Source organism: Rathayibacter sp. AY1C5 (assembly GCF_002931705.1).
Classification (GTDB): Bacteria; Actinomycetota; Actinomycetes; order Actinomycetales; family Microbacteriaceae; genus Rathayibacter.
Genome location: NZ_PSWD01000013.1, coordinates 54,602 through 75,663, shown reverse-complemented (window position 1 = coordinate 75,663; position 21,062 = coordinate 54,602). Strand labels below are relative to the sequence as shown.

Below are 21,062 nucleotides of genomic sequence, written 5' to 3'. Positions count from 1 at the left end.
CACCGCCCCCACCCGGAAGCACGCCCCGCCGATCTAGGTACTCCCGCCGCGGATCTAGGTCGGCGTCGCGTGGAGTCGGGCCCGCCTCCTCCCTAGCCTCGAAGGGAGAGAAGGGCGGGATCGTGGACACGGACACCGCGCGGCTCGGCGCCTACCTCCGGGGGCACCGCGACCGGCTGCGCCCTGACGAGGTCGGCCTGGGCGCCGACGGCAGGCGCCGCGTCAGCGGGCTGCGCCGCCAGGAGGTCGCCGTGCTCGCGGGGATCAGCCCGGACTACTACCTGCGGCTCGAGCAGGGCAAGGACCGCCGCCCCTCGGCGCAGGTCCTGGACGCTCTGGCCCGGGCGTTCCGTCTCGACGCGGACGGGCGCGACTACCTCTTCCGGCTCGGCGGACACGCCGCGCCGCGCCGCTCACCGGGCTGGGCGCAGGCCGGGCCGACCCCGGCGCAGGTCGGCAGCCTGACGAGCATGGTCTCGTCCTGGACCACGACGCCCGCCTACGTGGTCGACCGCTACCTGGACCTCGTCGCCGTGAACGAGCTCGGCCGCCTGTTCCTCCCCCTGGCCTGCGAGCAGGGGACCAACATGATCGAGGCCGTCGTCGACGCCGCGGCGCTCGAGACCGACGCCGAGCGGCACGAGGACTGGGACCGCACGATCGCCGTGATGACCGCCGCCCTCCGCTTCCACTCCGACCCGGCGGACCCGCGTCTGCGGGTCCTGGTCGCCTCGCTCGGCGGCCGCTCGCGGGTGTTCCGCCGCGTCTGGGCGAGCCAGGAGGCGTATCCGCTCCGCGAGGGCTCGTCGCCGGTGCGCGTCGACCCCTTCGGCTTCATCGCCTTCCGCTGGCAGACTCTGGAGGTGCACGGAGGCGACCACTTCCTGACCTCCTTCTTCGGCGCCCCCGGCAGCGCCGCGGCCGCCGCGATCGATTTCATCCGGGCCCGTCACCGGGTCGAGGAGTGTCTGCGCGAGGGTGCGATACTCGACGCGTGAAGCGGGACGCGCTCGTCGTCGGTCGGGGATCGGAGCTCGCGCGGCTCCGGCTGATGGTCGACGGCATCGCCGCCCACGGGTCGGCGCTCGTCATCGACGGGGACGCCGGGGTCGGCAAGACCACCCTGGTCGAGGAGGTCGTCGCCTACGCCCGCGCACGCGATGTGCGGGTGCTGCGCACCGCGGGCTCCGCAGCGGAGTCGGGCGACCAGTACGCGGCGCTGCAGCTCCTCCTGCACCCGCTCCGCCCGGGCCTCGACGGCCTGCCCCTGCCGCAGCGGGACGCGCTCCGCGTGGCCTTCCATCTGGCCGAGGGAGTGCAGCCGACGCCGCTCCTGGCCGGCCTCTCGGCCCTGACCCTCCTGAGCGACGCCGCCGCCGATCGGCCCCTGCTGGTCGTCGTCGAGGACCTGCACCGGATCGACCCGGAGTCGGCGTGGGCGCTGCGGATGCTCGCCCGGCGCATCGGCGAGGACCGCGTCGTCGTCGTGATGACCACGAGGGACCGGCCCGAGGAGGACTCCGGCCTCGAGCACCTCCACCTCGGGCCGCTGTCGGCCGCCGACTCGGCCGCTCTCCTCGACACGCTCCCGCATCCTCCTCGCGGCGCCGCCCGGCGCGCTCTGCTCGACCTCGCCCGCGGGAATCCGCTCGCCCTGGTGGAGCTGACCGGACGCGACCCGTCCGCCGACGAGGCGGAGGACCGCGCGGTGACCGGACGCCTCGAATCGGCCTTCGCCGAGCGCTTCGCGGAGCTCGACCAGCCCTCGCGGCTCGCCGTGCTGGCCGTGGCGCTGGGCGACGTCGCGACGGCGGAGGAGGCGAGCCGGCTGGCGAACCTGGCGATCGGCCGCCACCCCGACCCCTCCTGGATCGACAGGGCCGTCGCCGCGTCGCTGCTCAGCTGGACGCCGGGGAGCGGACTCCGCTTCCGGCACCCTCTCGTGCAGTCCGCGGTGACGAGCGTGAGCCGCCCCTCCGAGCGCGCGGCCGTGCTCCGCACGCTCGTCCAGGAGCACCGCGACGACCCGAGCCGGACGCTCTGGTGGCGGTCGGAGCTCGCGACCGGCTCTGACGGGCCGGTCGGCGAGGAGCTCGCCGGTCTCGCGGCGTCCGGCCTCGCGACGGGCGACGTCGTCCTGGCGGCTCAGGCGATGGAGCGGGCGGCGGAGCTGACCCCCGCGGGGCCGCTGCGCGTCTCGCGCCTGATCGACGCGGCCGAGTACTCCGGGCTCGCCGGCCGGACCGCGGAGGCGGCGCTGCTCGTGCACCGCGCGGCGGTCGAGACCGTCGATCCGGTGCTCACCGCCCGCGCCGCCTGGACGCGCGAGACGCTGCCGACCGGGCGCACGGCCCTCTCGCGGGGCGACCTCTCGCCCGCGCTCGCCGCAGTGACGGCGCTGCAGAGCCACGGAGCCGTCGACGCCGCGACCGCCGCGCTCCTGCACCTCGCCGCCATCGCCTGGGACCACAACCGCGAGGCGTCGCCCGGCGAGCCGATGATCCAGGCGGTGCGCGCGCTCGCCCTCGACGACTCCGACCCGCGCGCCGTCCTGCTCGCGGCGGTCACCGAGCCGATCGCCCGCGGCGACGAGGTCGTCCGCCGGGCGCTCGCGGCGGCCGGCGGGGCGAGCGGTCCGGAGGAGGCGTGGTGGCTCGGCTACGCGCTGAACACGGCGGGCGAGGTCGAGGTCGCCCGGGAGCTCCTGGAGGAGGCGATCACCGGGCTGCGCGCGCGCGGCGACATCCGGATCCTCCCGCAGGCGCTCCTCGCCGCCTCGATGACCACGTCGCTCGCCGGCCGCTTCTCGCGCGCCCGCTCCTTCGCCGAGGAGGCGCTCGTCCTCGGGAGCGACCTGGGGGACGTCGGCTTCGAGACCGCGTCCCGGGCCTGCCTGGCCTGGTTCGACGCGATGGAGGGCGTCGCGCCCGATCCCGAGGCGATCAGCGCGGGCAGCGCGATCGGCGCGGCCGTCCTCTGCTCGAGCGTGATGCGGGCGACGCTCCGCGGATCGCGAGCGGCGGTGGCGGTCCTCGAGTCGCGACCGGGCGACGCCGTGCCGGAGCTCCTGCCCCTCCTCGACAGGGACGACGACTCCCTGAACCCCGGCTTCGCGATCCTCACCACGCCCGATCTCGTCGACGCGGCTCTCGCGATCGGGGACGTCGGAGTCGTGCGCCTGCACGCCGCGAGGCTGGAATCGCTCTTCGAGCGCTGGCACCAGCCGATGATCGAGGCGGCCCTCCGGTACGCGCAGATCGCCGTGGCGCTCGCCGACGGAGCGCCGGACGTCGCGGCCGGGCTGCTCCGCCGGACTCCGCCGCCGCTCCCGTACGTGCGGGCGCGGGCGCTGCTGCTCGTGGGCGACGGGCTGCGCCGGGCCGGTCAGGCGGCGGAGGCGCGGCCCCTCCTCCGCGAGTCGCTGGCGATGCTCGAGGAGCTGCCGATCCACGCCTGGGCCGATCGGGCCCGTGACGCGCTCCGGGCCGCCGGAGGGAGGATCGCGGATGCGCCGTCGCCGGCCGCGGCCACGCTGACCCCGCAGGAGCTGCGCATCTGCGCTCTCGCGAGCACGGGGCTGTCGAACCGCGCGATCGCGCAGAACCTGTTCCTCTCGCCGCGCACGGTCGGCGCGCACCTGTACGCGGCGTACCGCAAGCTCGGGATCGGCGGGCGGGGCGAGCTCGCCGCGGTGCTCGGCAGGGACGCGGGCGCCGACGCCTGAGGCCCGACTCCGCTCGCAGGGGCACCCGGGCCCCTCTTCGAGCGCAGACGCGCAGGCGCGCCCCGGAACGGCCGGGACGCGCCTGCGAGCGTGCCGCGCTACTCCTGGATGAAGGCCAGCAGGTCGGGGTTGATGACGTCGGCGTGGACGGTCAGCATGCCGTGCGGGTAGCCCTCGTAGATCTTGAGCGTCGAGTTCTGCAGCAGCTCGTGCTGCTTGAGCGAGGCGTCCTTGTAGGGGACGACCTGGTCGTCGTCGCCCTGGGTGACGAGGACGGGGACGGTGATCGCCTTCAGGTCCTCGGTCTGGTCCGTCTCCGAGAAGGCCTTGATGCCCTCGTAGTGCGCGAGCGCGGATCCGGTCATGCCCTGGCGCCACCAGTTGTCGACCACGGGCTGCGAGAGCTCGACGCCCTCGCGGTTGAAGCCGTAGAAGGGCCCGGAGGCCACGGCCTGGTAGAACTCGGCGCGGTTCGCCGCGAGAGCGTCGCGGAAGCCGTCGAACACCGAGATCGGCGTGCCCTCGGGGTTCGCCTCGGTCTGCACCATCAGCGGCGGGACCGACGAGACGAGGACGGCCTTGGCCACGCGGCCCTGGGGCTCGCCGTACTTCGCGACGTAGCGCGCGACCTGGCCGCCTCCGGTGGAGTGGCCGATGTGGATCGCGTTCCGCAGGTCGAGGTGCTCGACGACCGCGTTCACGTCGCTGGCGTAGTGGTCCATGTCGTGTCCGGTGCCGACCTGGGTCGAGCGTCCGTGCCCGCGGCGGTCGGTCGCGATGACGCGGTAGCCGTGCGCGTGGAAGAACAGCATCTGCGCGTCCCAGTCGTCGGACGACAGCGGCCAGCCGTGGTGGAAGACGATGGGCTGCGCGTCGGTGCTGCCCCAGTCCTTGTAGTAGATCTCGACGTCGTCGTCCGTGGTCACAAACGGCATCTTCGAACCTCCGTGCTCGTGTCGATCCCGAGCCCGGCCCGGGTCGTGTCCAAGGTGGTGCCTCCCCGGATGAGGGTGGGGAGCGGCTCCACGATAGGGGCGTGGGAGCGCTCCCTGAAGAGCGCGGGGAGATGTTCCGACGATCGTCCAGACCTGGTCGCCCGGGCGGTGCCGGGGCCGCCGGCCGCGCTCGCCGAGTGGGGTCGGATGACTCGTGACCGGCACCGCGGACGCTGACAGGATCGCGGCGGACGCGCCCTCCCGCGGCGCGCGGATCGGAGGTCGCGATGCCCACGACGACGCCCACGACGACGCCCACGACGACGGCCCTGCCGACGCGCAGGACGACGACGCCCCAGCGGGCGGTGCTCCGGTGACCGTCGAGGACCGCGTCCCGATCGAGCCGCAGGCGGTCGTCGCTCCGCTCAGCCGGTCCGCCGTCTTCCTCTCGCTCGACATCGTCGGCGGGCAGGACGCCGCGGACCGCGTGCGGGACGTCGTCGCCGACGTGGGCGGGATCCTCCGCGCGGTCGGCTTCCGCGACCTGGGCCTGCGCCTCTCCTGCCTGGTCGGGATCGGGAGCGACGCGTGGGACCGCTTCGGCGGGGAGGGGCGCCCCGCGCAGCTGCACCCGTTCCGGGAGGTGGTCGGCGCGGCGCACACGGCCGTCTCGACGCAGACCGACCTCCTGTTCCACATCCGGGCGGAGCGGGACGACGCCTGCTTCGAGTTCGAGCGCCTCCTGCTCGACGCGCTCGGCGAGGACGTCGTCGTCCGCGACGAGGTGGTCGGCTTCCGCTACTTCGACAACCGCGACCTGCTGGGCTTCGTCGACGGCACCGAGAACCCGACCGGGGAGGCGCTGCCCCGCGTCGCGCTGATCGGCGCGGAGGACGCGGCGTTCGCGGGCGGCAGCTACCTGGTCGTGCAGAAGTACCTGCACGACCTGACGTCCTGGCACGCGCTCACCACCGAGCAGCAGGAGCGGGTCATCGGCCGGAGCAAGGCCGACAACGTCGAGCGCGAGGACGATCCGGCGCAGCTCTCGCACAAGGGGCTCGCGACCGTGGTCGACGCCGGCGGGACCGAGCACGACATCCTCCGCGACAACATGCCCTTCGGCCGGCCCGGCAGGGGCGAGTTCGGCACGTACTTCCTCGGCCTGGCCGCCGACCTGTCGGTGATCGAGACGATGCTGACGCGGATGTTCGTCGGCGTGCCCGCGGGCCGGCACGACCGCCTCCTCGACTTCTCGACCGCGACGACCGGCGGGGTCTACTTCGTGCCCTCGCGGGACGTGCTCGAGGGCCTGGGCGGCTGAGCGCGGCCGGTCGTCGGGGGGCGGATCGAGTCGGATGACCGTGGTGCCGCCCGGGCCGGAGCGGTGGGATCGGAGCAGCGCAGGCGCGCAGGACGATCAGCAGGGAGAACGCCGTGGAACCCGACGACAGCACCGCTCCGCACCACGAGACCCCCGGTTTCGGAGACCCGGACCTCCCCCAGGAGGGGATCGTGAACACCGAGGGCGATCCCTCGGCGAACACGATGACCGGCCCGCAGAACCGCGTCCTGGAGGGACTGTTCCCGAACCAGATCGCCGCCCCCGCGACGGACATCAGCACGCAGCCGTTCTTCTGGTCCTCCTTCAACATCTCGCCGCGGCGGGTGCAGCGGGGAGGCTGGGCGCGCGAGCTCACGCAGGCCGACTTCGCGATCTCGAACGAGATCGCCGGCGTGAACATGTACCTCGAGGCCGGCGGGATCCGCGAGCTGCACTGGCACCAGAGCGCCGAGTGGGCGCTGATGACCAAGGGGAACTGCCGCATCACCACGCTCAGCCGCACCGGCCGGCCCAGCGTCGACGACGTGCAGGAGGGGGACCTCTGGTACTTCCCGCCCGGCCTGCCGCACTCCCTGCAGGGCCTCGGCCCGGACGGGGCGGAGTTCGTGCTCGCGTTCGACGACGGCGAGCAGTCCGAGAGCAACACGCTCCTGCTCACCGACTGGTTCGCGCACACGCCGCCGGACGTGCTGGCGAAGAACTTCGGCGTCGCGCAGGAGGTCTTCCGCGACATCCCGCTGCACGACCTCTGGATCTTCCCGGGCGACGTGCCCGGCGACCTCCAGGCCGACCGGGCCGCGGCCGGGGTGCAGGACGGCGACGAGGCGGTGATCTTCCGGCTCTCCCGCTTGGAGCCCGTGCACCAGAACAGCGGCGGCCGGATCCAGATCGCCGACAGCACGAACTTCCCGGCCTCGCGCACGGTCTCGGCCGCGCTGACGACCGTCGAGCCCGGCTCGATGCGCGAGCTGCACTGGCACCCCAACGCCGACGAGTGGCAGTACTACCTCCGCGGATCCGCTCGGATGACCGTCTTCAACACCGGCCCGCACGCCAACACGACCGACTTCCACGCCGGAGACGTGGGCGTCGTGCGCCGCAACTTCGGCCACTACGTGGAGAACACCGGCGACGACACGCTGGTCTACATCGAGACTTTCAAGAGCTCCCGCTACGAGGAGGTGTCGCTCGCCCAGTGGCTGAGCCACCTGCCGCCGTCGCTGGTCGCGCAGCACCTGAACATCCCGGAGGAGGTGCTGGCGACCTTCCCGCCCGGGACGCAGGGGATCACTCCGCTGCGCTGAGGGAGGGACGCGCGGAGGGGACGGGGACATGGCGGAGGATCACGAGGCGGCGCTCCTGCCGTGGGCGGGGAGGGCGGCGGTGCTGCTGGACCGGCACCTGCGCGTGCTGGCCGCGACTCCGCTCGCGCGGGCGCTCTCGCCCGCCTTCGCCCCGGGAGTGAGCATCGCCCGCTTCACCTTCCTGGACTCGTCCGAGGTCGAGGACCTGCCCTGCTGGGGGTCCGCCGCCGACCAGGTCGCGGCGATGCTCCGGGACTCGCTCGAGCGGCACCGGGGGGACCGGGAGTTCCTGACGGTCGTCGGGGAGCTCTCGGCGAGGAGCCCCCGGTTCGCGGACTCGTGGGCGGCCGGGGCGGAGGCCGACGCACGCGGGTCGGTCGTGTTCCTCGACACCGCGGTCGGCTCCGTTCCGATGGACTACCGGCTGGTCCGGGACGGCGCGCGCCTCCTGCTCCTGTTCGAGGCGGGTGACGCGGCGGGCCGCGAGGCGCTCGCGCGGCTCGCCGCCACTGATCAGGCGCCGGCCGGGGCCGCCAGCGCGGTGCCCGACTCCGGAGCGGGTCGCAGCGAGGCGAGGACGTCGACGGCCGCGGCCGCCGGAGTCCCCGCTGCCGCGAGGTAGGTCACGACGTACCGGCCCGGAGCGCCGGCGAGCTCCAGGGTCTGCATCTCGAGGTCGAGCCAGCCGAACGGCTCGACGTGGACGCGGATCCACCGGTGGGTGAAGGGGCGGACCTGGTACTCGGCCCAGATCGACCGGAACAGCGGATTCTCGACCGAGCACTCGCCGACGATCTCGTGCAGCCGCGGATCGTCGGGGTCGCTGTAGAACCGCAGCGCGGCGATCAGCTCGCGGAAGACCTGGCCCCACGCCTGCAGCTGGTCCGGCGGGTCGCCGTTCGCCACGGCGCGCACGTAGCCGCGGGACGTGGAGAGCAGCATGTTGGCGCCGGGCACGCCCTTGTCGGGGGCGAGACGGCTCATCAGGTCGTTCGCGCCGAGGACGTCGAGGTTGCGGTCGAACGCGTACGCCGGGGTCCTCGGCCAGTGGGCGAGCAGCGACTCCACGCCCTGGCCCGGCGGAGGAGAGTCGGGACCGTGCGGGCCGGGGCGCAGCCGGGCCAGCCGGAAGAGGTAGGCGCGCTCGAACTCGTCGAAGGCGAGCGCCTCGGCGAGGGCGTTCAGCACCTGGTCGGACGGGGCGACCGCGTGCCCCTGCTCGACGCGGAGGTAGTAGTCGCGGCTGATCCGGGCGCGGTCGGCGACCTCCTCGCGGCGCAGGCCCGACACCCGCCGCCGGGTGCCCGCGGTCGGCACGCCGACCTGCTCCGGCCGCAGCGCCGCCCGGCGAGCGCGGAGGAACTCCGCGAGGGGGCTGCGAGAGCTCATCGTGCGACTCCATCGGATCACCCGCCGGGTCGAGCGGCGGTCGTGCGGGGGTGGGGCCGTACCGGTCGTCCGGTGGGACACAGAGTACCGTCGGGCGCTCGCGGGGCCCACTGCCCTGCTGCGCCTCCTGCCCGGCGCCGACCGGGGGCCGGGCGCTCGGGACGGTTCGCCAGAGGGAGCGCTCCGGAGGGTTCCGACAGAGGGAGGAGAGCGCGGCCGCGCCCGGCGGTCAGCATGGGGTCCTCGGAACCCGTCCCTCAGGAGTCGCGATGACGATCAGTGCACTCTCCTCGCCGCCCGCGCACCCGAGCGCCCCCGAGGACGTGGTGGTCCGGATGCTGAGCTCGGCGTCGCCCGCGCGGGAGCGGCTCCTGGTGGTCGAGGGCGGGATCGGCTCGGGCCGGACGCACATGCTGCGCTCCGCCGCGGCCACCGCTCGCGCCGCCGGCTGCGAGGTCGTGGAGGTGCGGCCGGACCGGGGCGACGCCGTGATCGGCGCGTCCTCGCTCGCGCTGTTCGCCACGCTGATCGGCCGTCTGCAGCGGGTGCGCGACTCCTCCGCCTCGCCCTGCGACCCCGGCTTCCTGATCGTCGTCGACGACTGGGAGCGGTTCGACGTCGCCGCCCGCGAGACCCTCCAGGCCCTGGTGACCCGGCTGGTCGACGAGGTCGGCGCCGCCTGCCTCCTCGCCACCGGCGACCGGCGCGTCCTCGCCGGCTGGGAGGGCCTCCGGCACCGTCGCACCGAGCCCCTCGACGCGGAGGCGGCCTGCGGCTTCCTGCGCGCCCACGGCGGCCGGCGGTCGCTCGCCGTCGAGGCGCGCCTGCTGCGGGTCGCGGAGGGGAATCCGCTGCTCCTCGACGTCCTCGGGCGGGCCTGGGCCGACGAGGACGCTCCCTCGCCCTTCCCGGTCTACCCGCGGCTCGAGCAGGCCGAGACCAGGGTGCTCGACCTGCTGGCTCCGCTGTCGGAGGAGTGCCGGGAGGCGCTCCTGGTCGCCGCGGTGGCGGGCGCCGAGTTCCCGGAGAGCATCGGGTCGGCCCTCGGAGACGGGGACAGCGCCCTGGTGCAGGCGGGGATCCTGACGGCGGGCGGCCGTGCGTTCCGCGACCCGGTGGTCCGAGCGGTGGTGCTCTCGACGGCGACGCCCCGAGCGCTGCGGGCGGCACGGAGGCGGCTCGCCGAGCGCCCGGAGTCGGCCCCGCACCTCCGCCTGCTGCTCGCGGCGGACGACGCCGCCGGGCCGGAGGAGCGGGCGCGGCTGCTGAGGGACGCGGCGGAGGAGCGACTCCGCGCGGGTCGGCCGCAGGAGGCGCTGCTCCTCCTCGCCGAGGCGCGCTCGAGTGCGCGCGGTGCTGCTCTGCGGGAGGAGCTCGAGGCGCGCGCGGCCGCCGTCGCGGCCTTCACCGGCGACGCGGCGGCCCTCGAGCGGGTGGTCGAGCGCTCGCGGGAGGACGGCGGGGTTCCCGGGGCCGGCGTCGAGGCGGCGCGGCTGGCCGATGCGCTGCTCCGCACGGGGGACGTGGGCGGGGTCCGCCGCGCGGCCCTCCGGGGGCTCGGCGCTCGGGTGGGGCGTGGGGGCGCGGGAGTCGGTGGTGCCTCGCTCGCCGGCGGTGCCTCGTCTGTCGGTGGTGCCTCTCCTGTCGGTGGTGCCTCTCCAGTCGGCGGTGTCGCTCCCGCCGAGACCGACGCCTCCCGCGACGACGCCAGCAGCTTCTCCGCCGACCGCGTCGCCCCTCACGACGCCGCCGCCGACCTGCTGGCGACCGTCCTCCACCTCGCCTGCATGCTCCGCGGCGATCCCGCGTGGTGGCAGGAGGCGCTCGCCGTCGGCGAGGAGCGCCCCCTCGATCCCGTCCTGCGCCTCGTGGAGGCCTGCGTGCGGCCGGTCCCGGACGAGGAGTGGGAGCGTCGTCTGCGGCTCGCCGAGGACTCCGCGGTCACGGGCGACCCGTGGAAGACGGTCGCGCTGCATCTCGCCTGGTCGCTGCTCGAGGTCTCGGACGAGCGCCGCGACCGCCTCGCCGGGCTCCTCGACGGCGGGGAGGAGGCGGACGGCCTGCCCGGCGCCCTCGCCCTCCTCCGCCGCGGCACCGCCGCACTCGACGGCGGTCGCCTCGACGACGCCTCGGCCGACCTCGCCCGCGCCGCCGCCCGCGCCGACGACCTGCCCGCCGTGCGCGCGCTGATCGACGCGACTCGAGCCCGGGTCCACGCCGTGCAGGGCGACCGCGCACGCACCCTCGAGTGCGCCGAGCGCGCGACGGCCTGGGCGCTGCGGCACGGAGCGGCGTCGGTCGCGCGCGCCGCCGATCACGCCCTGTGCTCGCTCGACCTCGGCGGCGGCCGCTTCGAGGAGGCGCACGCCCGCTCCTCCTCCCGCGCCGGCGGCGATCCGCTGGAGCTCCTCGACGCCGCCGAAGCCGCCTCGCGCCTCCGCCTGCCCGAGCACTGCGCCGAGCTGGCGGCGGCCGCGGCGGAACTCGCCGCGCGGCCCCTCGCTCCCCGCGGGCGGATGCTCGCCCTCGCGGCGACCGCGGTCCTCGATCCGACCGGCGGCGCGGGCGCCCTCTTCGAGCGCTCCCTCGACCCGGCCTCCGAGGAGTGGCCGTTCGAGCGGGCGCGCGTCCAGCTCTGCCACGGCGAGTGGCTGCGCCGCCGGATGCGCCCGCTGGAGGCGCGCACCCGGTTCCGCCAGGCCGCCGCGGGATTCGCCGCGGTGGGGGCCGAGCTCTGGCTCGCCCGCGCCCAGCACGAGCTGCGGGCGGCGGGCGGAGCGGGGGAGGCGCCGGTCGCCGCCGACCTCAGCGAGCAGGAGCGGCGCGTGGTCTCCCTGGCCGCCGCGGGCCTGTCGAACAAGCAGATCGCCCAGCAGCTCTTCGTCTCGCCCCGCACCGTCAGCGGGCACCTGTACCGGATCTTCCCCAAGCTCGGGGTGACCTCGCGGGCCGGGCTCCGCGACGCGCTCCTCAGCCTCGAGGACGCCCGGAGCGCGTGACGGAGCCGCAGGATCGAGTCATCCGACCTGGTGCCTGCCGCCGCGGGAGGCGCATGCTGAGCGCATGACGTCGCAGCAGATGATCGACCCCTCCGTCCCGCCGAGCGGCCCCGGCTGCGTCGAGTGCGAGCAGTCCGGCTCGTGGTGGCTGCACCTGCGCCGCTGCGCGCTCTGCGGGCACATCGGCTGCTGCGACGACTCGCTGAACCGCCACGCGACGGCCCACTACCGCTCGACGGGCCACGCGATCATCCGCAGCTTCGAGCCCGGCGAGGACTGGTTCTGGGACTACCGGACCGACGACTACGCCGACGGCCCCGCGCTGGCCGACCCGCAGAGCCACCCGGCGAGCCAGACCACCCCGGGGCCGAAGGACCGCATGCCGCGCGACTGGCAGTACCTCCTCGCCGAGCGCGCCGAGCGCGGCTGAGCCGCGCGCCTCCGCGAGAGCGCAGGACTTTCGCGAGAGTCCAGGAGTTGTCGCACTCGGCATCGACTGCGACAACTCCTGGACAGTCGCCGGCCGCCGGCTCCCTGCGCACGTCCGCAGGCGGCGTGCAGCCAGAAGTCGCCGTGCTCGCGACCGACGACGGCTACTTCTGGATGGTCGCGGCGGCCCGCCCAGGAGCGATCGCCACGAGGGTCCAGGAGTTGTCGCACTGGGCGTCGAGTGCGACAACTCTCGAGCAGTCGCGGCCGTCGGAGCCGCCGACGCCCAACGCTTGTCCACAGGCGGCGAGTAGCCAGGAGTCGCCGTACTCGCGACCGACCACGGCGACTGCTGAATGTTCGCGGCGGCCCGCCGAGGAGCGATCGCCACGAGAGTCCAGGAGTTGTCGCACTGGGCGTCGAGTGCGACAACTCTTGAGCAGTCGCGGGAGCAGTCGCGGGAGCAGGTCGGAGCCAGCTGACCAGCCGGCGGCCGACGCGGCGCCTCAAGTGCGCCCGTCAGCTCAGGACGCCGCCCGCCGGCCGGGCCCCGCCCCGTCACCCCCTCTCGACCCCGTCCAGCGCCTCCGCCTCGGCGATCCGCAGCCGCATCTGCCGGTAGCGGTGGAACTGGTACACCCCGTGCAGCACCGCGAGGACGACCGCGGCCGCCATCCCGCACGCGATCGCGGGGACCTCGTCCGCGCCGCTCTGCGTCAGCGCGAGCGCGACTCCGGCGCCCGCCACGATCGAGTTGACCACCGCGATCGCCGAGGACATCGTGAAGAAGATGCCCCGCCAGCTCTGCCGCCGGCCGATCTCGAGCAGCTCGTTCGGCGCGTGGCGGCCACGCGGCACCGCGAAGTAGGCGCCCGCGCCCGGCAGCAGCGTTCCGTAGTAGCGGCGGATGCGCTGGATGGCCGTCAGCGCGGCGATGTCCTCCATCGAGGTCTGCACCAGCCGCTCGTAGGTGAACACCCCCAGCAGCACGACGACCGGGATGATCACCGCGAGGAACCCCATCGCGTACCGGGTCGGGGCAAGGAAGCCGAAGGCCACGAGCGAGCTGGAGAGCATCGTCAGGTAGAGCGAGGCGCGGCTGCTCGACTCCGTCACGGTGATCCCGCGCGCCGACTCCAGCACGAAGTGCTCGGTCAGCAGGGCGTTGAGGAACGCGGCCGGCCGGTCCGGGAGCGACGCGGCGGAGACGGCGGCCTCGGGCAGCGCGGGCGTGCGGGGAGAGTCCTCCTCGTCGAGGCGGTCGCCCGGCTCCGGATTCACGGCCGCACCTCTCGCGGGGCCGCCCCGCGGCGTCCGCTCTTCGAGTCATCCGACTCGCGCACCGGCTCCACCCGCGCGCCTACCGTCGGACGCGACGCCGAGCACCGCCACCGGGGCGCGTGCGCAGACACCGAAGGGCCGTTCATGATCGACACCCGCCACCTCCACTCGAACCAGCGAGACACCCTCGAGCGGCTGCTCGAGGACTCGCCGAGCCACAACGTCCTCTGGGCGGACGTGCTGACGCTGCTCGAGGCCGTCGGCACCGTCCACGAGAAGCACGACGGCGCCTTCTCGGTCACGGTCGGCTCGACGACCGAGACCCTCCACCGGCCGCACCACAAGGACGTGGACGAGCAGCAGCTCGTCGACCTGCGCCGCCTGCTCCGCGGAGCGGGGTACGGCGCATGAGCGCGGGGACGCCCGCCGACCTCACCGGGTCGGCAGCCGAGCGCCTCCGCCGGCTGGACGCGCTCGACGCGGGTGCGCTGACCGAGGAGTGGCTGCTGCGCCAGCTGCGCCTCGCGCTCGGGGATCTCGCCGCGCTCGAGCCGGCCGCCGAGGCCGAGCAGGAGCGGCGCGAGGACTTCTGACGCGGCGGGCGGCCGTCCGGGGTGCACGCGGCCGGCACCCGGACGGCCGCCGGCCCGCACCCCGCAGCGCCGCCCCGCTCCGCCGCTCATCGCCCGGCCGCCGCGTTGCGGGCGCGCAGCAGCACGCCGGCCGTCGCGGTCGCCGCCAGCACGAGCGCCGCGAACACCGTCAGCACCGTCGTCGCGGCGACGAGGTCGAGCGCCGCTCCCGCCGCCAGTGCGGGCACCGCGAGCCCCGTGTACGCGACCAGGAACACCACCGCCAGGGTCTCGCCCCGGCGGGCGGGATCCGCGAGGGCGACCGCCGTGCCGATCGAGCCCTTGAAGAGCAGCCCCACCCCGAAGCCCGAGACGACGGCCCCGGCGAGGAACACTCCCAGCTGCGGAGCGATCGCTCCGGCCGCGACCGCCGCCAGCCCGACCGCGCAGCCCGCCACCGCGATCGAGAGCTGCAGGCGCGTCCCCACCTTCACGAGCAGCAGCTGGCCGAGGGCCGCGGAGGCGAACACGGCGAAGGACGTCGCGCCGGCCAGCAGGTGGTCGCGCACCTGGAAGGTCTGCACCAGGAACGTCGGTGCGAGCGAGGTGAAGAGGCCGAGGACGGAGAAGGCCGAGAACGCTCCGAACGCCGCGAGCAGGAACGCCCGGCGCGCGTCCGCCGGCACCGAGAGCCGCTGCGGCCGGTAGGGGGGCGCCGTCTCCGGCACGTCGACCGTCTCGGGCACGAGGAGCAGCGCCAGGCCCGCCACGAGCAGCGCGACCAGGAACACCTGGTGCGGCAGGAGGAGCGGATCGGGCAGGAACTCGGCGAAGACCCCTCCGAGCAGCGGGCCCAGCGAGAGTCCGCCGAGGTTCACCGCGCCCGAGATCGACGCGGCGACGATCGTGTTCTCGTCCGGCCGGGCGCGGGCGCGCAGCTCGCCGAGGTGCGCGGTGGCGGTGGCGGTGAGCATCCCGATGCTGACGCCGTTGACGAAGCGGGCGACGATCAGCCCCGGCACCTCCGTCGTCAGCGAGAAGAGCACGGCCGAGATCGCCGAGACGAGCACCGCGATCAGCAGCACTCGGCGGCGGCCGAGCCAGTCGCTGACGTGACCGGCGAGGTACAGGCTCACGATCACTCCGACCGCGTAGGCGGCGAAGACGACGGTGATCACGAACGGCGGGAAGCCGTCGAGCTGCTGGTAGAGCGGGTAGAGCGGAGTCGGCACTGTGGAGTACGCCATCACGAGCAGGAAGGTCGCGGCGACGATCCAGAAGCCGACGCCGTGGCGCACCGTCGGCAGCCGGCGGCTCACGAGGTCTCCTGCAGGTGGCGGTGGGCGAAGGTGACGGCCATCGCGCCCTCGCCGACGGCGGAGGCGACGCGCTTGACCGAGCTGCGGCGCACGTCCCCCGCGGCGAAGGAGCCGGGGACGCTCGTCTCGAGGTAGAACGGCGCCCGCTCGAGCGGCCAGTCGCGAGCCGCGTGCTCGCCGGCGAGGTCCGGTCCCGTCACGAGGTAGCCGCCGGAGTCGCGGACGATCGCGGTCTCCGCCGCCCACGTCGTATCCGGCTCGCCCCCTATGCAGACGAAGAGGTGGGAGGTGGCCAGCGCCCCGTGCGCGCCGGTCGCCGAGTTCTCGACCTCGATCGACTCGAGGGCGTCGGCGCCGTGCAGGCGGGTGACGCGCGAGTCGAGCAGGATCGTCACGTTCGGCTGCCGGACGACGCGCTCCGCGAGGTAGGAGGAGAGGCTGTCGGCCAGATCCGGGCCGCGGACCAGCATGGTCACGTGCCGCGCGTGCGCCGAGAGGTTCATCACGGCCTGCCCGGCCGAGTTGCCGCCTCCGACGACCACGACGTCCTCGCCCTCGCAGAGCGGCGCCTCGCTCGTGCCGGCACCGTAGTAGAGGCCGACGCCGAGCAGCTCGTCCTCGCGCTCGAGGCCGAGCCGGCGCCACTGGATGCCCGTGGCGCAGATGTTGGTGCGGGCGACGACGGTCGTCCCGTCGGCGAGCAGCGCGTGGATCCGGTCGTCGGCGAAGCGCCCGCGGATCCCCTCGCGCATCCGCAGCAGCTCGGCGCCGAAGGAGACGGCCTGCTGCCGCGCGCGCTCGGCCAGATCGGCTCCCGCGATCCCGTGCGGGAAGCCGAGGTAGTTCTCGATCAGGCTGCTCGAGCCGGCCTGCCCGCCGATGGCCGAGCGCTCGAGGACCACGACCTTCAGCCCCTCCGAGGCGGCGTACACGGCGGCCGAGAGCCCGGCCGGACCGGCTCCGTAGATGGAGAGGTCGTACTCGGCGAGCCGCGGCGAGCCGACCCAGCCGAGCCGGGCCGCGACCTCGGCGAGCGTCGGATCGGAGGCGCGGCTGCCGTCCGGGAACACCACGAGGGGGAGCGACGCGGTGGCGAGCGGGTGCCCGGCGACGGCGAGGCACTGCTCGTCCGTGTCGATCGGCGTCCACGAGAACGAGACGACGCTGCGCGAGAGCAGGTCGCGGATCTCCCACGCGTCGCGGCTCTCGCGCCGCCCGTAGAGGCGGACCTGCGGGAGGTCCCCGGGCACAATCACGAGGCACGCCGCCGCTCGAGCCCGTCGCGGAACTTCATCAGCTTGAGGCAGAGGTGCAGCGTGCTGCGGGCGAGGCCGTCGTCGAGCGCGTCCCGGACCGCCTCGGGCAGGTTGTCGAGACGGTAGTAGAGCGTGGTGCGGTGGATGTGGAGGAGCCCGCACGCCTCCCGCACGCTGCCGCGCACGTCGAGGTAGGCCTCCACGGTCCGCCGCTGCACCTCGTCGCCCCGCTCGAGCAGCGTCGCCGCGGCCGGCGAGAGCATGGCGAGCTGCGAGCTGTCCGCCCCGATCGAGGCGAGGAGCACCCAGGCCCCGAGCTCGGCGATGTCGGCCCGGCTACGGCCGTCGGGCAGGGAGCCGACGATGGTCGCCGCGAGAGCGGCCCGCTCGGCAGTCGGCAGGAGGTCGTCGTCGCGGACGTCGAAGCGCGCCGAGCCGATCGCGTCGACGGCCGTGCCGCGGCCGCGCGCCTCCGCCCGCAGGACGTCGTCCGCCTCCGCGGCGGCCTCGGGCGCCTCCACGCTCACGAAGAACAGCACACCCTCCTGGTCGCCGAGGAACGTAAGGCCGGAGGCGGCGCTCGCGTCGATCCGCCGCGCCAGCGCCGTCCGCTGCAGGGAGCCGGTCGGGCCGGTCAGCCGCACCGCGCGGACCACGGTCTGGGCGTCCCGGCGCAGCCAGCGGCGCTCGACCGCCTCGGCGAAGGAGGCGCGCCGGGTGCCGCCGTCGCCCGACAGGAGCGCCGCGAGGACGTCCGCGCGCCGGGAGCTGCCGCCCGCCCGCGTCGAGGGGCCGAGGAGGCGGCGGATCGCTCCGACGGCCGCGTCGATGAGCGAGTACTCGGCCGGAGTGAGCGGCGCGGGCCGCTCCCGGGGGAGGAGGAGGGTCGCGAGCCGGCCCCGCGGATCCTGGACGGGGAACACCCCGTCGCGGGGCGCCTCCTCGCGCGCGCGCGTCGCCACCAGTACCCGGCTCGAGGCGTCCTCGATCGTCACCGGGCGGTCGAGAGCCTGGGCGAGCTCGTCGGCGAGGTCCTGCAGAGTCATCGGCGGGGATCCGTGTGGGGGGCCATGCCGTGATCCTCGCGGAGGGAGCCCTCCCGAAGCGTGGCCCTTCCAGGCCCACCTTGCGCGTCGGATCCGCTGCCGGCCGCGATGAGACGCTCAGCCTCCGCTGCCGGGGCGGTCCCCGGGGGTCCCGTCCGCGAGGAGGCGGTCGAGGACGTCCGGCCAGTCGAGCAGGACGCCGATGTGGCCTCGACCGGGCCGGATCGTGAGCTCCGCGGCCGGGTGGAGGCGGCGGATCCACTCCGCGTGCGCGACCGGGACCACCCTGTCCGCGGCGCCGTGGAGGAGGAGGACCGGCGCCGCCAGGCGCGAGAGGTCGACTCCCCAGGGCATGACGAGAGCGAGGTCGTCGTCGACGCTCCCGCCCTGTTCGAGCTCCGAGGCGCGTCCGGCCTCTGCGCCGAGCGCCGTCAGCGGGCCGTCGAGGGCCGAGTAGTCGTCACCGGTGAACTGCTCCGGATCGAAGCGGGCCGTCTCCTCCCACTCCTCGCGCGCAGCCCGGCCGTCGCGCGCGCTGCGGAGAGCGCCCGGATCCTGCATGCCGTCGAACCACGCTCCGTCGTCACTGAAGGGCGCCGGGCTGCCGAACGTCGCGACGCCCAGGACGCGATCACCTCCGAGAGCCCCGGCGGCCAGTGCGTGCGGGCCGCCGCCGGAGTAGCCCGTCACCACGAAGCGCTCGATCCCGAGCAGGTCGGCGACGCGGAGCACATCGGCGGCCGCATCCGCGATGCTCCGTCCGGGAGCCCGCATCGAGCCGCCGAAGCCGGGACGGGCGACGGAGACGAGCCGGATGCCGCGCGCCGCAGCGGCGTCGACGTGGGGAGCGAGGAGTGCGCCGGTGTGCGGTGTCCCTCCGCACCAGACGACTGCAGCCCTGGGGGCTCGAGTGCCGAGGAAGTCGTGGGCGACGAGCGTGCGCGAGTCGACGCGGAACTCGTGCCGGGACGTAGCGGCGCGTCCGGTCATGGAGGAACGGTAGCCGCCTGTCGAGGGCAGTGCGCGTCGCCCGGCCCGACCGGGATGCGACGTCTCGTCGTAGGGTCGACGGGAGGGTCGGTGGACCCTCGGACGGGAGGGGTCCGCATGTCGATCGACGAGGTGTCCGACGGGATCGAGGCCGCCGCCGCGCTGCCGCACGTGCGCTCCGGCTTCTCCGGCGCGACACCGTACGGGATCGCGCAGCGCTTCGCCGCGGGGGAGCTGACGCGGGAGCAGGCCGTCGACGAGCTCGGCCGCCGGCGCTACCGGCCCGGATCGCCGAGCGACGGCTTCGACTGGACGACCCTCGACCCCGGGGAGTTCGAGGAGGTCCGCCGGGCCCTGTCCGATGGTCTGCTCGACGCCGCGATGTACGACGAGATCCTCGACCGGTACAGCGGGCAGGACTCCTCCGGCGAGAGCGCGGCGTCCGCGGAGGAGAGCGCATGAGCGCCGGCCCCCTGGACCTCGCCTTCACCGCCCCGATCGGTGTCGCCGTGAAGGGCGACCTCTGGTCGTGCGTCGAGGTGCCCGGCTCCGTCGAGCTGCTCGGCACCGGGAGGTCGGTGAAGGTGGTCGCCACCGTCGACGGCGAGCCGGTGACCGCGGGCCTGCTGCCGAACGGCACCGGCGGTCACATGCTGTCGATCAGCGCGAAACTGCGGAAGACGATCGGCAAGGACCTCGGCGACGTCGTCACCGTCCACCTGACCGAGCGCCTGAGCTGAGCACTGGCGGTTGGCCAGGGCCCGCGTGCGGATGGTCGACTCGACGGATGCGGAATCGAGTCCTGTTCGTCGTCGGGGTCACAGCGATGTTCGTCGCGCTGGTGCTGAGGCTGGTGTGGCCGGCCGGTCAATTCGCCTCCGGCTTCTCGCTCGCCCTGCAGCTGAGCGGCATCCTGCTCCTCCTGGTCTACGGGGTGAAGCACTTCACGGGGCGGCCGCGCCGGAGCTGAGCGGCTCATCCCAATCGGGGGTGTAGGAGTTGGGGTCTGAAGCCGCCGGTCTCGAGCAGGCTTCGGGCGATGCAGTTGGTCAGGTTGCGGAACCCGAGTGCGGAGCCGCGCAGGTGTTCGAGCCGTCCGTTGAGCGCCTCGGTCGGCCCGTTGCTGGTGCCGGGTCGTTCGAAGTAGGCGAGCACGTCAGCGGCTCGCTTCTTCAGGGTCCGGCCCAGGGTGGTGAGCTCGGTGAGCACCTTGGGGACGCCGGCGCTGAGGTCGGTGATCAGCTTCTCCATGAGCTCGCGGCCACGTTGCCGGTCCTCGTGGCGATAGGCGGCGATCATGCGCTGGTAGACACCCCAGGTCGCCTCGACCTCGACGTGAGCGTCATCAACGAACAGCGCGCGTAGCCTGTCGCTCTGCTTGTCGGTGAGCAGGTCCGCGCCGGTGTGCCGACCGAGGCCGTCGAGTCGAGCGAAGGCGGTCAGGTCAGGGCGGCCGAAGCCGGCCGGCGGGGTAGCGTCGGACACGTCGAGGTCTTTCGGATGGATGACGTAGGAACCTCCGTCGTCGGGAGACCTCGACGTCTATCTGCGGACCGACGCGCCCGGCCGACCTACACCGTCATCTGAGAAGACCCCTGAAACGTCTTCGCCGACGACGGGGCCGGCGAGGAGGAGGGCGCGGTGAGTTAGAAGAATGGAGCTTGCTCGGCTTCGACGCCGCCGCAAGCTCCGGTGAAACGGTCGGTACTGGTCGGTCGTCGTCGGTCACCACCGGATGGCGGCGTCCTCCACGCTCGGCGTTTGCGCAGGTCAGCGGCTCGTTCGCCCAGTGGGCGCATCAAGCGATAGACGCAAAGCCGACGTGATGAGGTCGTCCGTTCGATTCCGACAGGCGGCTCCGGCGAACCGTTCTGGTGGTCGCGCGATGCGCTGGCCTCACGGCTCTGCCCGACACCGACGTCGCTCTCCTCTGCGACGGACCCCTCGCCGGCTGAGCGCTCGCGGCCGGCATCCTGTCCGTGTGCCGAAAGGCCTTGCACCGCTCGGCAACGCAGCGTGGCGTTGCGTCGCGACCTGGCGACGGCTCGGCGGGGCGCGATCGTCTCGTGCGTTGGCGGACTACGGGAGCTTGGACGCGAGGACGTCGGCCGCCAGGATCTCGGGTGCTGCGCCGAGGAGGTGCTGGTTGGCCATCAGGGCTGCGACGATGGCGCCGTTGGCGTGGGCGTCGCGAGCGGCTTCGTCGGGGAATGCATCGAAGATCCAGAAGGTGTCGGCGTGGGTCCTGACCGCGAACCAGACAATCGTTCCTACTTCTTCGTTGGCGAGTGCGACAGCGCCGGCGAGCAGATCGGCGACCGCGTCGTGCTGTCCATCGGCCGCGACGATCTTGGCGACGAAGGCATACGGAAGTGATGCGGGTGTGGACATGAGGGACTCTCCTTGACGTCGGGGTTCTTCGTGGGACGAGTTCAGCCTATGACGAGCGAGGGCCGGTGGGGAGTGGCGTATACGG

At 74.2% G+C, this 21,062-nt stretch carries 21 protein-coding genes and 1 pseudogene; 12 read left to right on the top strand and 10 right to left on the bottom strand.

Annotated elements, in window-relative coordinates; all coding sequences use genetic code 11:
* Window positions 1-122: 122 nt before the first annotated feature.
* Together C5C57_RS10975 and C5C57_RS10970 are read left to right on the top strand one after the other, a co-directional pair.
* Window positions 123-998, top strand: coding sequence for a helix-turn-helix domain-containing protein (locus C5C57_RS10975; protein WP_104224008.1), 876 nt, complete (start codon window positions 123-125; stop codon window positions 996-998).
* Window positions 995-3,724 (top strand): AAA family ATPase, encoded by a 2,730-nt coding sequence (locus tag C5C57_RS10970; RefSeq protein ID WP_104248156.1) that lies wholly within the window; start codon window positions 995-997, stop codon window positions 3,722-3,724. Before C5C57_RS10975 ends, C5C57_RS10970 begins: the two co-directional genes overlap by 4 nt.
* A 98-nt stretch (window positions 3,725-3,822) precedes the next feature.
* Here C5C57_RS10970 and C5C57_RS10965 read toward each other — a convergent pair whose 3' ends face one another.
* The gene (locus C5C57_RS10965) at window positions 3,823-4,659 is read right to left on the bottom strand and encodes an alpha/beta fold hydrolase (RefSeq protein ID WP_104227375.1); all 837 of its coding nucleotides are present in this window, start codon (window positions 4,657-4,659) and stop codon (window positions 3,823-3,825) included.
* A 214-nt stretch (window positions 4,660-4,873) separates the two neighbouring features.
* On the opposite strand from C5C57_RS10965, the gene C5C57_RS10960 reads away from it, so the two are divergent.
* The 3 genes from C5C57_RS10960 to C5C57_RS17775 all read left to right on the top strand — a co-directional run bounded on the left by C5C57_RS10960 (window position 4,874) and on the right by C5C57_RS17775 (window position 7,927).
* On the top strand, window positions 4,874-5,980 hold the full coding sequence (locus C5C57_RS10960) for a Dyp-type peroxidase (RefSeq protein WP_308471464.1): 1,107 nt from the start codon (window positions 4,874-4,876) through the stop codon (window positions 5,978-5,980).
* A 113-nt stretch (window positions 5,981-6,093) separates the two neighbouring features.
* On the top strand, window positions 6,094-7,305 hold the full coding sequence (locus tag C5C57_RS10955; RefSeq protein ID WP_258072002.1) for a cupin domain-containing protein: 1,212 nt from the start codon (window positions 6,094-6,096) through the stop codon (window positions 7,303-7,305).
* Between the two features lie 28 nt (window positions 7,306-7,333).
* On the top strand, window positions 7,334-7,927 hold the full coding sequence (locus C5C57_RS17775) for a hypothetical protein (RefSeq protein WP_146082416.1): 594 nt from the start codon (window positions 7,334-7,336) through the stop codon (window positions 7,925-7,927).
* Here C5C57_RS17775 and C5C57_RS10945 read toward each other — a convergent pair.
* On the bottom strand, window positions 7,819-8,694 hold the full coding sequence (locus C5C57_RS10945; RefSeq protein WP_104248154.1) for a helix-turn-helix transcriptional regulator: 876 nt from the start codon (window positions 8,692-8,694) through the stop codon (window positions 7,819-7,821). The genes C5C57_RS17775 and C5C57_RS10945 overlap by 109 nt on opposite strands.
* Before the next feature lie 269 nt (window positions 8,695-8,963).
* Between C5C57_RS10945 and C5C57_RS10940 the strand changes: the two genes are divergently transcribed.
* Entirely contained in the window at window positions 8,964-11,693 is a 2,730-nt protein-coding gene (locus C5C57_RS10940; protein WP_104297623.1) for a LuxR C-terminal-related transcriptional regulator, read from the top strand.
* A gap of 64 nt (window positions 11,694-11,757) precedes the next feature.
* The gene (locus C5C57_RS10935; RefSeq protein ID WP_104248151.1) at window positions 11,758-12,123 is read left to right on the top strand and encodes a UBP-type zinc finger domain-containing protein; all 366 of its coding nucleotides are present in this window, start codon (window positions 11,758-11,760) and stop codon (window positions 12,121-12,123) included.
* A gap of 163 nt (window positions 12,124-12,286) precedes the next feature.
* On the opposite strand, the gene C5C57_RS17770 is transcribed toward C5C57_RS10935, so the two are convergent.
* Together C5C57_RS17770 and C5C57_RS10930 are read right to left on the bottom strand one after the other, a co-directional pair.
* Entirely contained in the window at window positions 12,287-12,466 is a 180-nt protein-coding gene (locus C5C57_RS17770; RefSeq protein ID WP_146082415.1) for a hypothetical protein, read from the bottom strand.
* Window positions 12,467-12,680: 214 nt separating this feature from the next.
* Complete coding sequence (locus tag C5C57_RS10930; RefSeq protein WP_104224776.1) at window positions 12,681-13,403, bottom strand: hypothetical protein; 723 nt, start codon at window positions 13,401-13,403, stop codon at window positions 12,681-12,683.
* A 144-nt stretch (window positions 13,404-13,547) separates the two neighbouring features.
* Here C5C57_RS10930 and C5C57_RS10925 point away from each other — a divergent pair, with 144 nt between their 5' ends.
* Both C5C57_RS10925 and C5C57_RS10920 read left to right on the top strand, forming a co-directional pair.
* Window positions 13,548-13,814, top strand: coding sequence for a hypothetical protein (locus tag C5C57_RS10925; RefSeq protein ID WP_104224777.1), 267 nt, complete (start codon window positions 13,548-13,550; stop codon window positions 13,812-13,814).
* Complete coding sequence (locus C5C57_RS10920) at window positions 13,811-13,996, top strand: hypothetical protein (protein WP_104224778.1); 186 nt, start codon at window positions 13,811-13,813, stop codon at window positions 13,994-13,996. The genes C5C57_RS10925 and C5C57_RS10920 overlap by 4 nt, the downstream gene beginning before the upstream one ends.
* Before the next feature lie 86 nt (window positions 13,997-14,082).
* Here C5C57_RS10920 and C5C57_RS10915 read toward each other — a convergent pair whose 3' ends face one another.
* The 4 genes from C5C57_RS10915 to C5C57_RS10900 form a co-directional block, all read right to left on the bottom strand.
* Window positions 14,083-15,294, bottom strand: a complete 1,212-nt coding sequence (locus C5C57_RS10915; protein WP_258072459.1) for an MFS transporter — start codon at window positions 15,292-15,294, stop codon at window positions 14,083-14,085.
* Window positions 15,291-16,550: an NAD(P)/FAD-dependent oxidoreductase gene (locus C5C57_RS10910; RefSeq protein WP_181027260.1), complete on the bottom strand. Its 1,260-nt coding sequence runs from the start codon at window positions 16,548-16,550 to the stop codon at window positions 15,291-15,293. The genes C5C57_RS10915 and C5C57_RS10910 overlap by 4 nt, the downstream gene beginning before the upstream one ends.
* Window positions 16,547-17,596: a helix-turn-helix domain-containing protein gene (locus tag C5C57_RS10905; protein WP_104248150.1), complete on the bottom strand. Its 1,050-nt coding sequence runs from the start codon at window positions 17,594-17,596 to the stop codon at window positions 16,547-16,549. Before C5C57_RS10905 ends, C5C57_RS10910 begins: the two co-directional genes overlap by 4 nt.
* Window positions 17,597-17,713: 117 nt before the next feature.
* Window positions 17,714-18,586: an alpha/beta fold hydrolase gene (locus C5C57_RS10900; protein ID WP_104248149.1), complete on the bottom strand. Its 873-nt coding sequence runs from the start codon at window positions 18,584-18,586 to the stop codon at window positions 17,714-17,716.
* A gap of 117 nt (window positions 18,587-18,703) precedes the next feature.
* On the opposite strand from C5C57_RS10900, the gene C5C57_RS10895 reads away from it, so the two are divergent.
* The 3 genes from C5C57_RS10895 to C5C57_RS10885 are packed head-to-tail and all read left to right on the top strand — an operon-like array spanning window position 18,704 to window position 19,556.
* Window positions 18,704-19,048 (top strand): hypothetical protein, encoded by a 345-nt coding sequence (locus C5C57_RS10895; RefSeq protein ID WP_104224782.1) that lies wholly within the window; start codon window positions 18,704-18,706, stop codon window positions 19,046-19,048.
* Window positions 19,045-19,326, top strand: a complete 282-nt coding sequence (locus C5C57_RS10890; protein ID WP_104224783.1) for a DUF1905 domain-containing protein — start codon at window positions 19,045-19,047, stop codon at window positions 19,324-19,326. The genes C5C57_RS10895 and C5C57_RS10890 overlap by 4 nt, the downstream gene beginning before the upstream one ends.
* Window positions 19,327-19,373: 47 nt before the next feature.
* The gene (locus C5C57_RS10885) at window positions 19,374-19,556 is read left to right on the top strand and encodes a hypothetical protein (protein ID WP_104248148.1); all 183 of its coding nucleotides are present in this window, start codon (window positions 19,374-19,376) and stop codon (window positions 19,554-19,556) included.
* 5 nt (window positions 19,557-19,561) lie between these two features.
* Here C5C57_RS10885 and C5C57_RS10880 read toward each other — a convergent pair.
* Window positions 19,562-19,993, bottom strand: a pseudogene (locus C5C57_RS10880) (transposase); the annotation flags it as partial.
* Window positions 19,994-20,665: 672 nt separating this feature from the next.
* Complete coding sequence (locus C5C57_RS10870) at window positions 20,666-20,977, bottom strand: putative quinol monooxygenase (protein WP_033107114.1); 312 nt, start codon at window positions 20,975-20,977, stop codon at window positions 20,666-20,668.
* Between the last annotated feature and the right edge of the window lie 85 nt (window positions 20,978-21,062).

Bases quoted from the DNA above. Each gene is read 5' to 3' on its own strand.
- C5C57_RS10890 (WP_104224783.1), top strand. From the start codon at position 19,045: ATGAGCGCCGGCCCCCTGGACCTCGCCTTCACCGCCCCGATCGGTGTC.
- C5C57_RS10965 (WP_104227375.1), bottom strand. From the start codon at position 4,659: ATGCCGTTTGTGACCACGGACGACGACGTCGAGATCTACTACAAGGAC.
- C5C57_RS10905 (WP_104248150.1), bottom strand. From the start codon at position 17,596: ATGACTCTGCAGGACCTCGCCGACGAGCTCGCCCAGGCTCTCGACCGC.
- C5C57_RS10885 (WP_104248148.1), top strand. From the start codon at position 19,374: ATGCGGAATCGAGTCCTGTTCGTCGTCGGGGTCACAGCGATGTTCGTC.
- C5C57_RS10940 (WP_104297623.1), top strand. From the start codon at position 8,964: ATGACGATCAGTGCACTCTCCTCGCCGCCCGCGCACCCGAGCGCCCCC.
- C5C57_RS10870 (WP_033107114.1), bottom strand. From the start codon at position 20,977: ATGTCCACACCCGCATCACTTCCGTATGCCTTCGTCGCCAAGATCGTC.
- C5C57_RS10900 (WP_104248149.1), bottom strand. From the start codon at position 18,586: ATGACCGGACGCGCCGCTACGTCCCGGCACGAGTTCCGCGTCGACTCG.
- C5C57_RS10925 (WP_104224777.1), top strand. From the start codon at position 13,548: ATGATCGACACCCGCCACCTCCACTCGAACCAGCGAGACACCCTCGAG.
- C5C57_RS17775 (WP_146082416.1), top strand. From the start codon at position 7,334: ATGGCGGAGGATCACGAGGCGGCGCTCCTGCCGTGGGCGGGGAGGGCG.
- C5C57_RS10935 (WP_104248151.1), top strand. From the start codon at position 11,758: ATGACGTCGCAGCAGATGATCGACCCCTCCGTCCCGCCGAGCGGCCCC.
- C5C57_RS10920 (WP_104224778.1), top strand. From the start codon at position 13,811: ATGAGCGCGGGGACGCCCGCCGACCTCACCGGGTCGGCAGCCGAGCGC.
- C5C57_RS10945 (WP_104248154.1), bottom strand. From the start codon at position 8,694: ATGAGCTCTCGCAGCCCCCTCGCGGAGTTCCTCCGCGCTCGCCGGGCG.
- C5C57_RS10895 (WP_104224782.1), top strand. From the start codon at position 18,704: ATGTCGATCGACGAGGTGTCCGACGGGATCGAGGCCGCCGCCGCGCTG.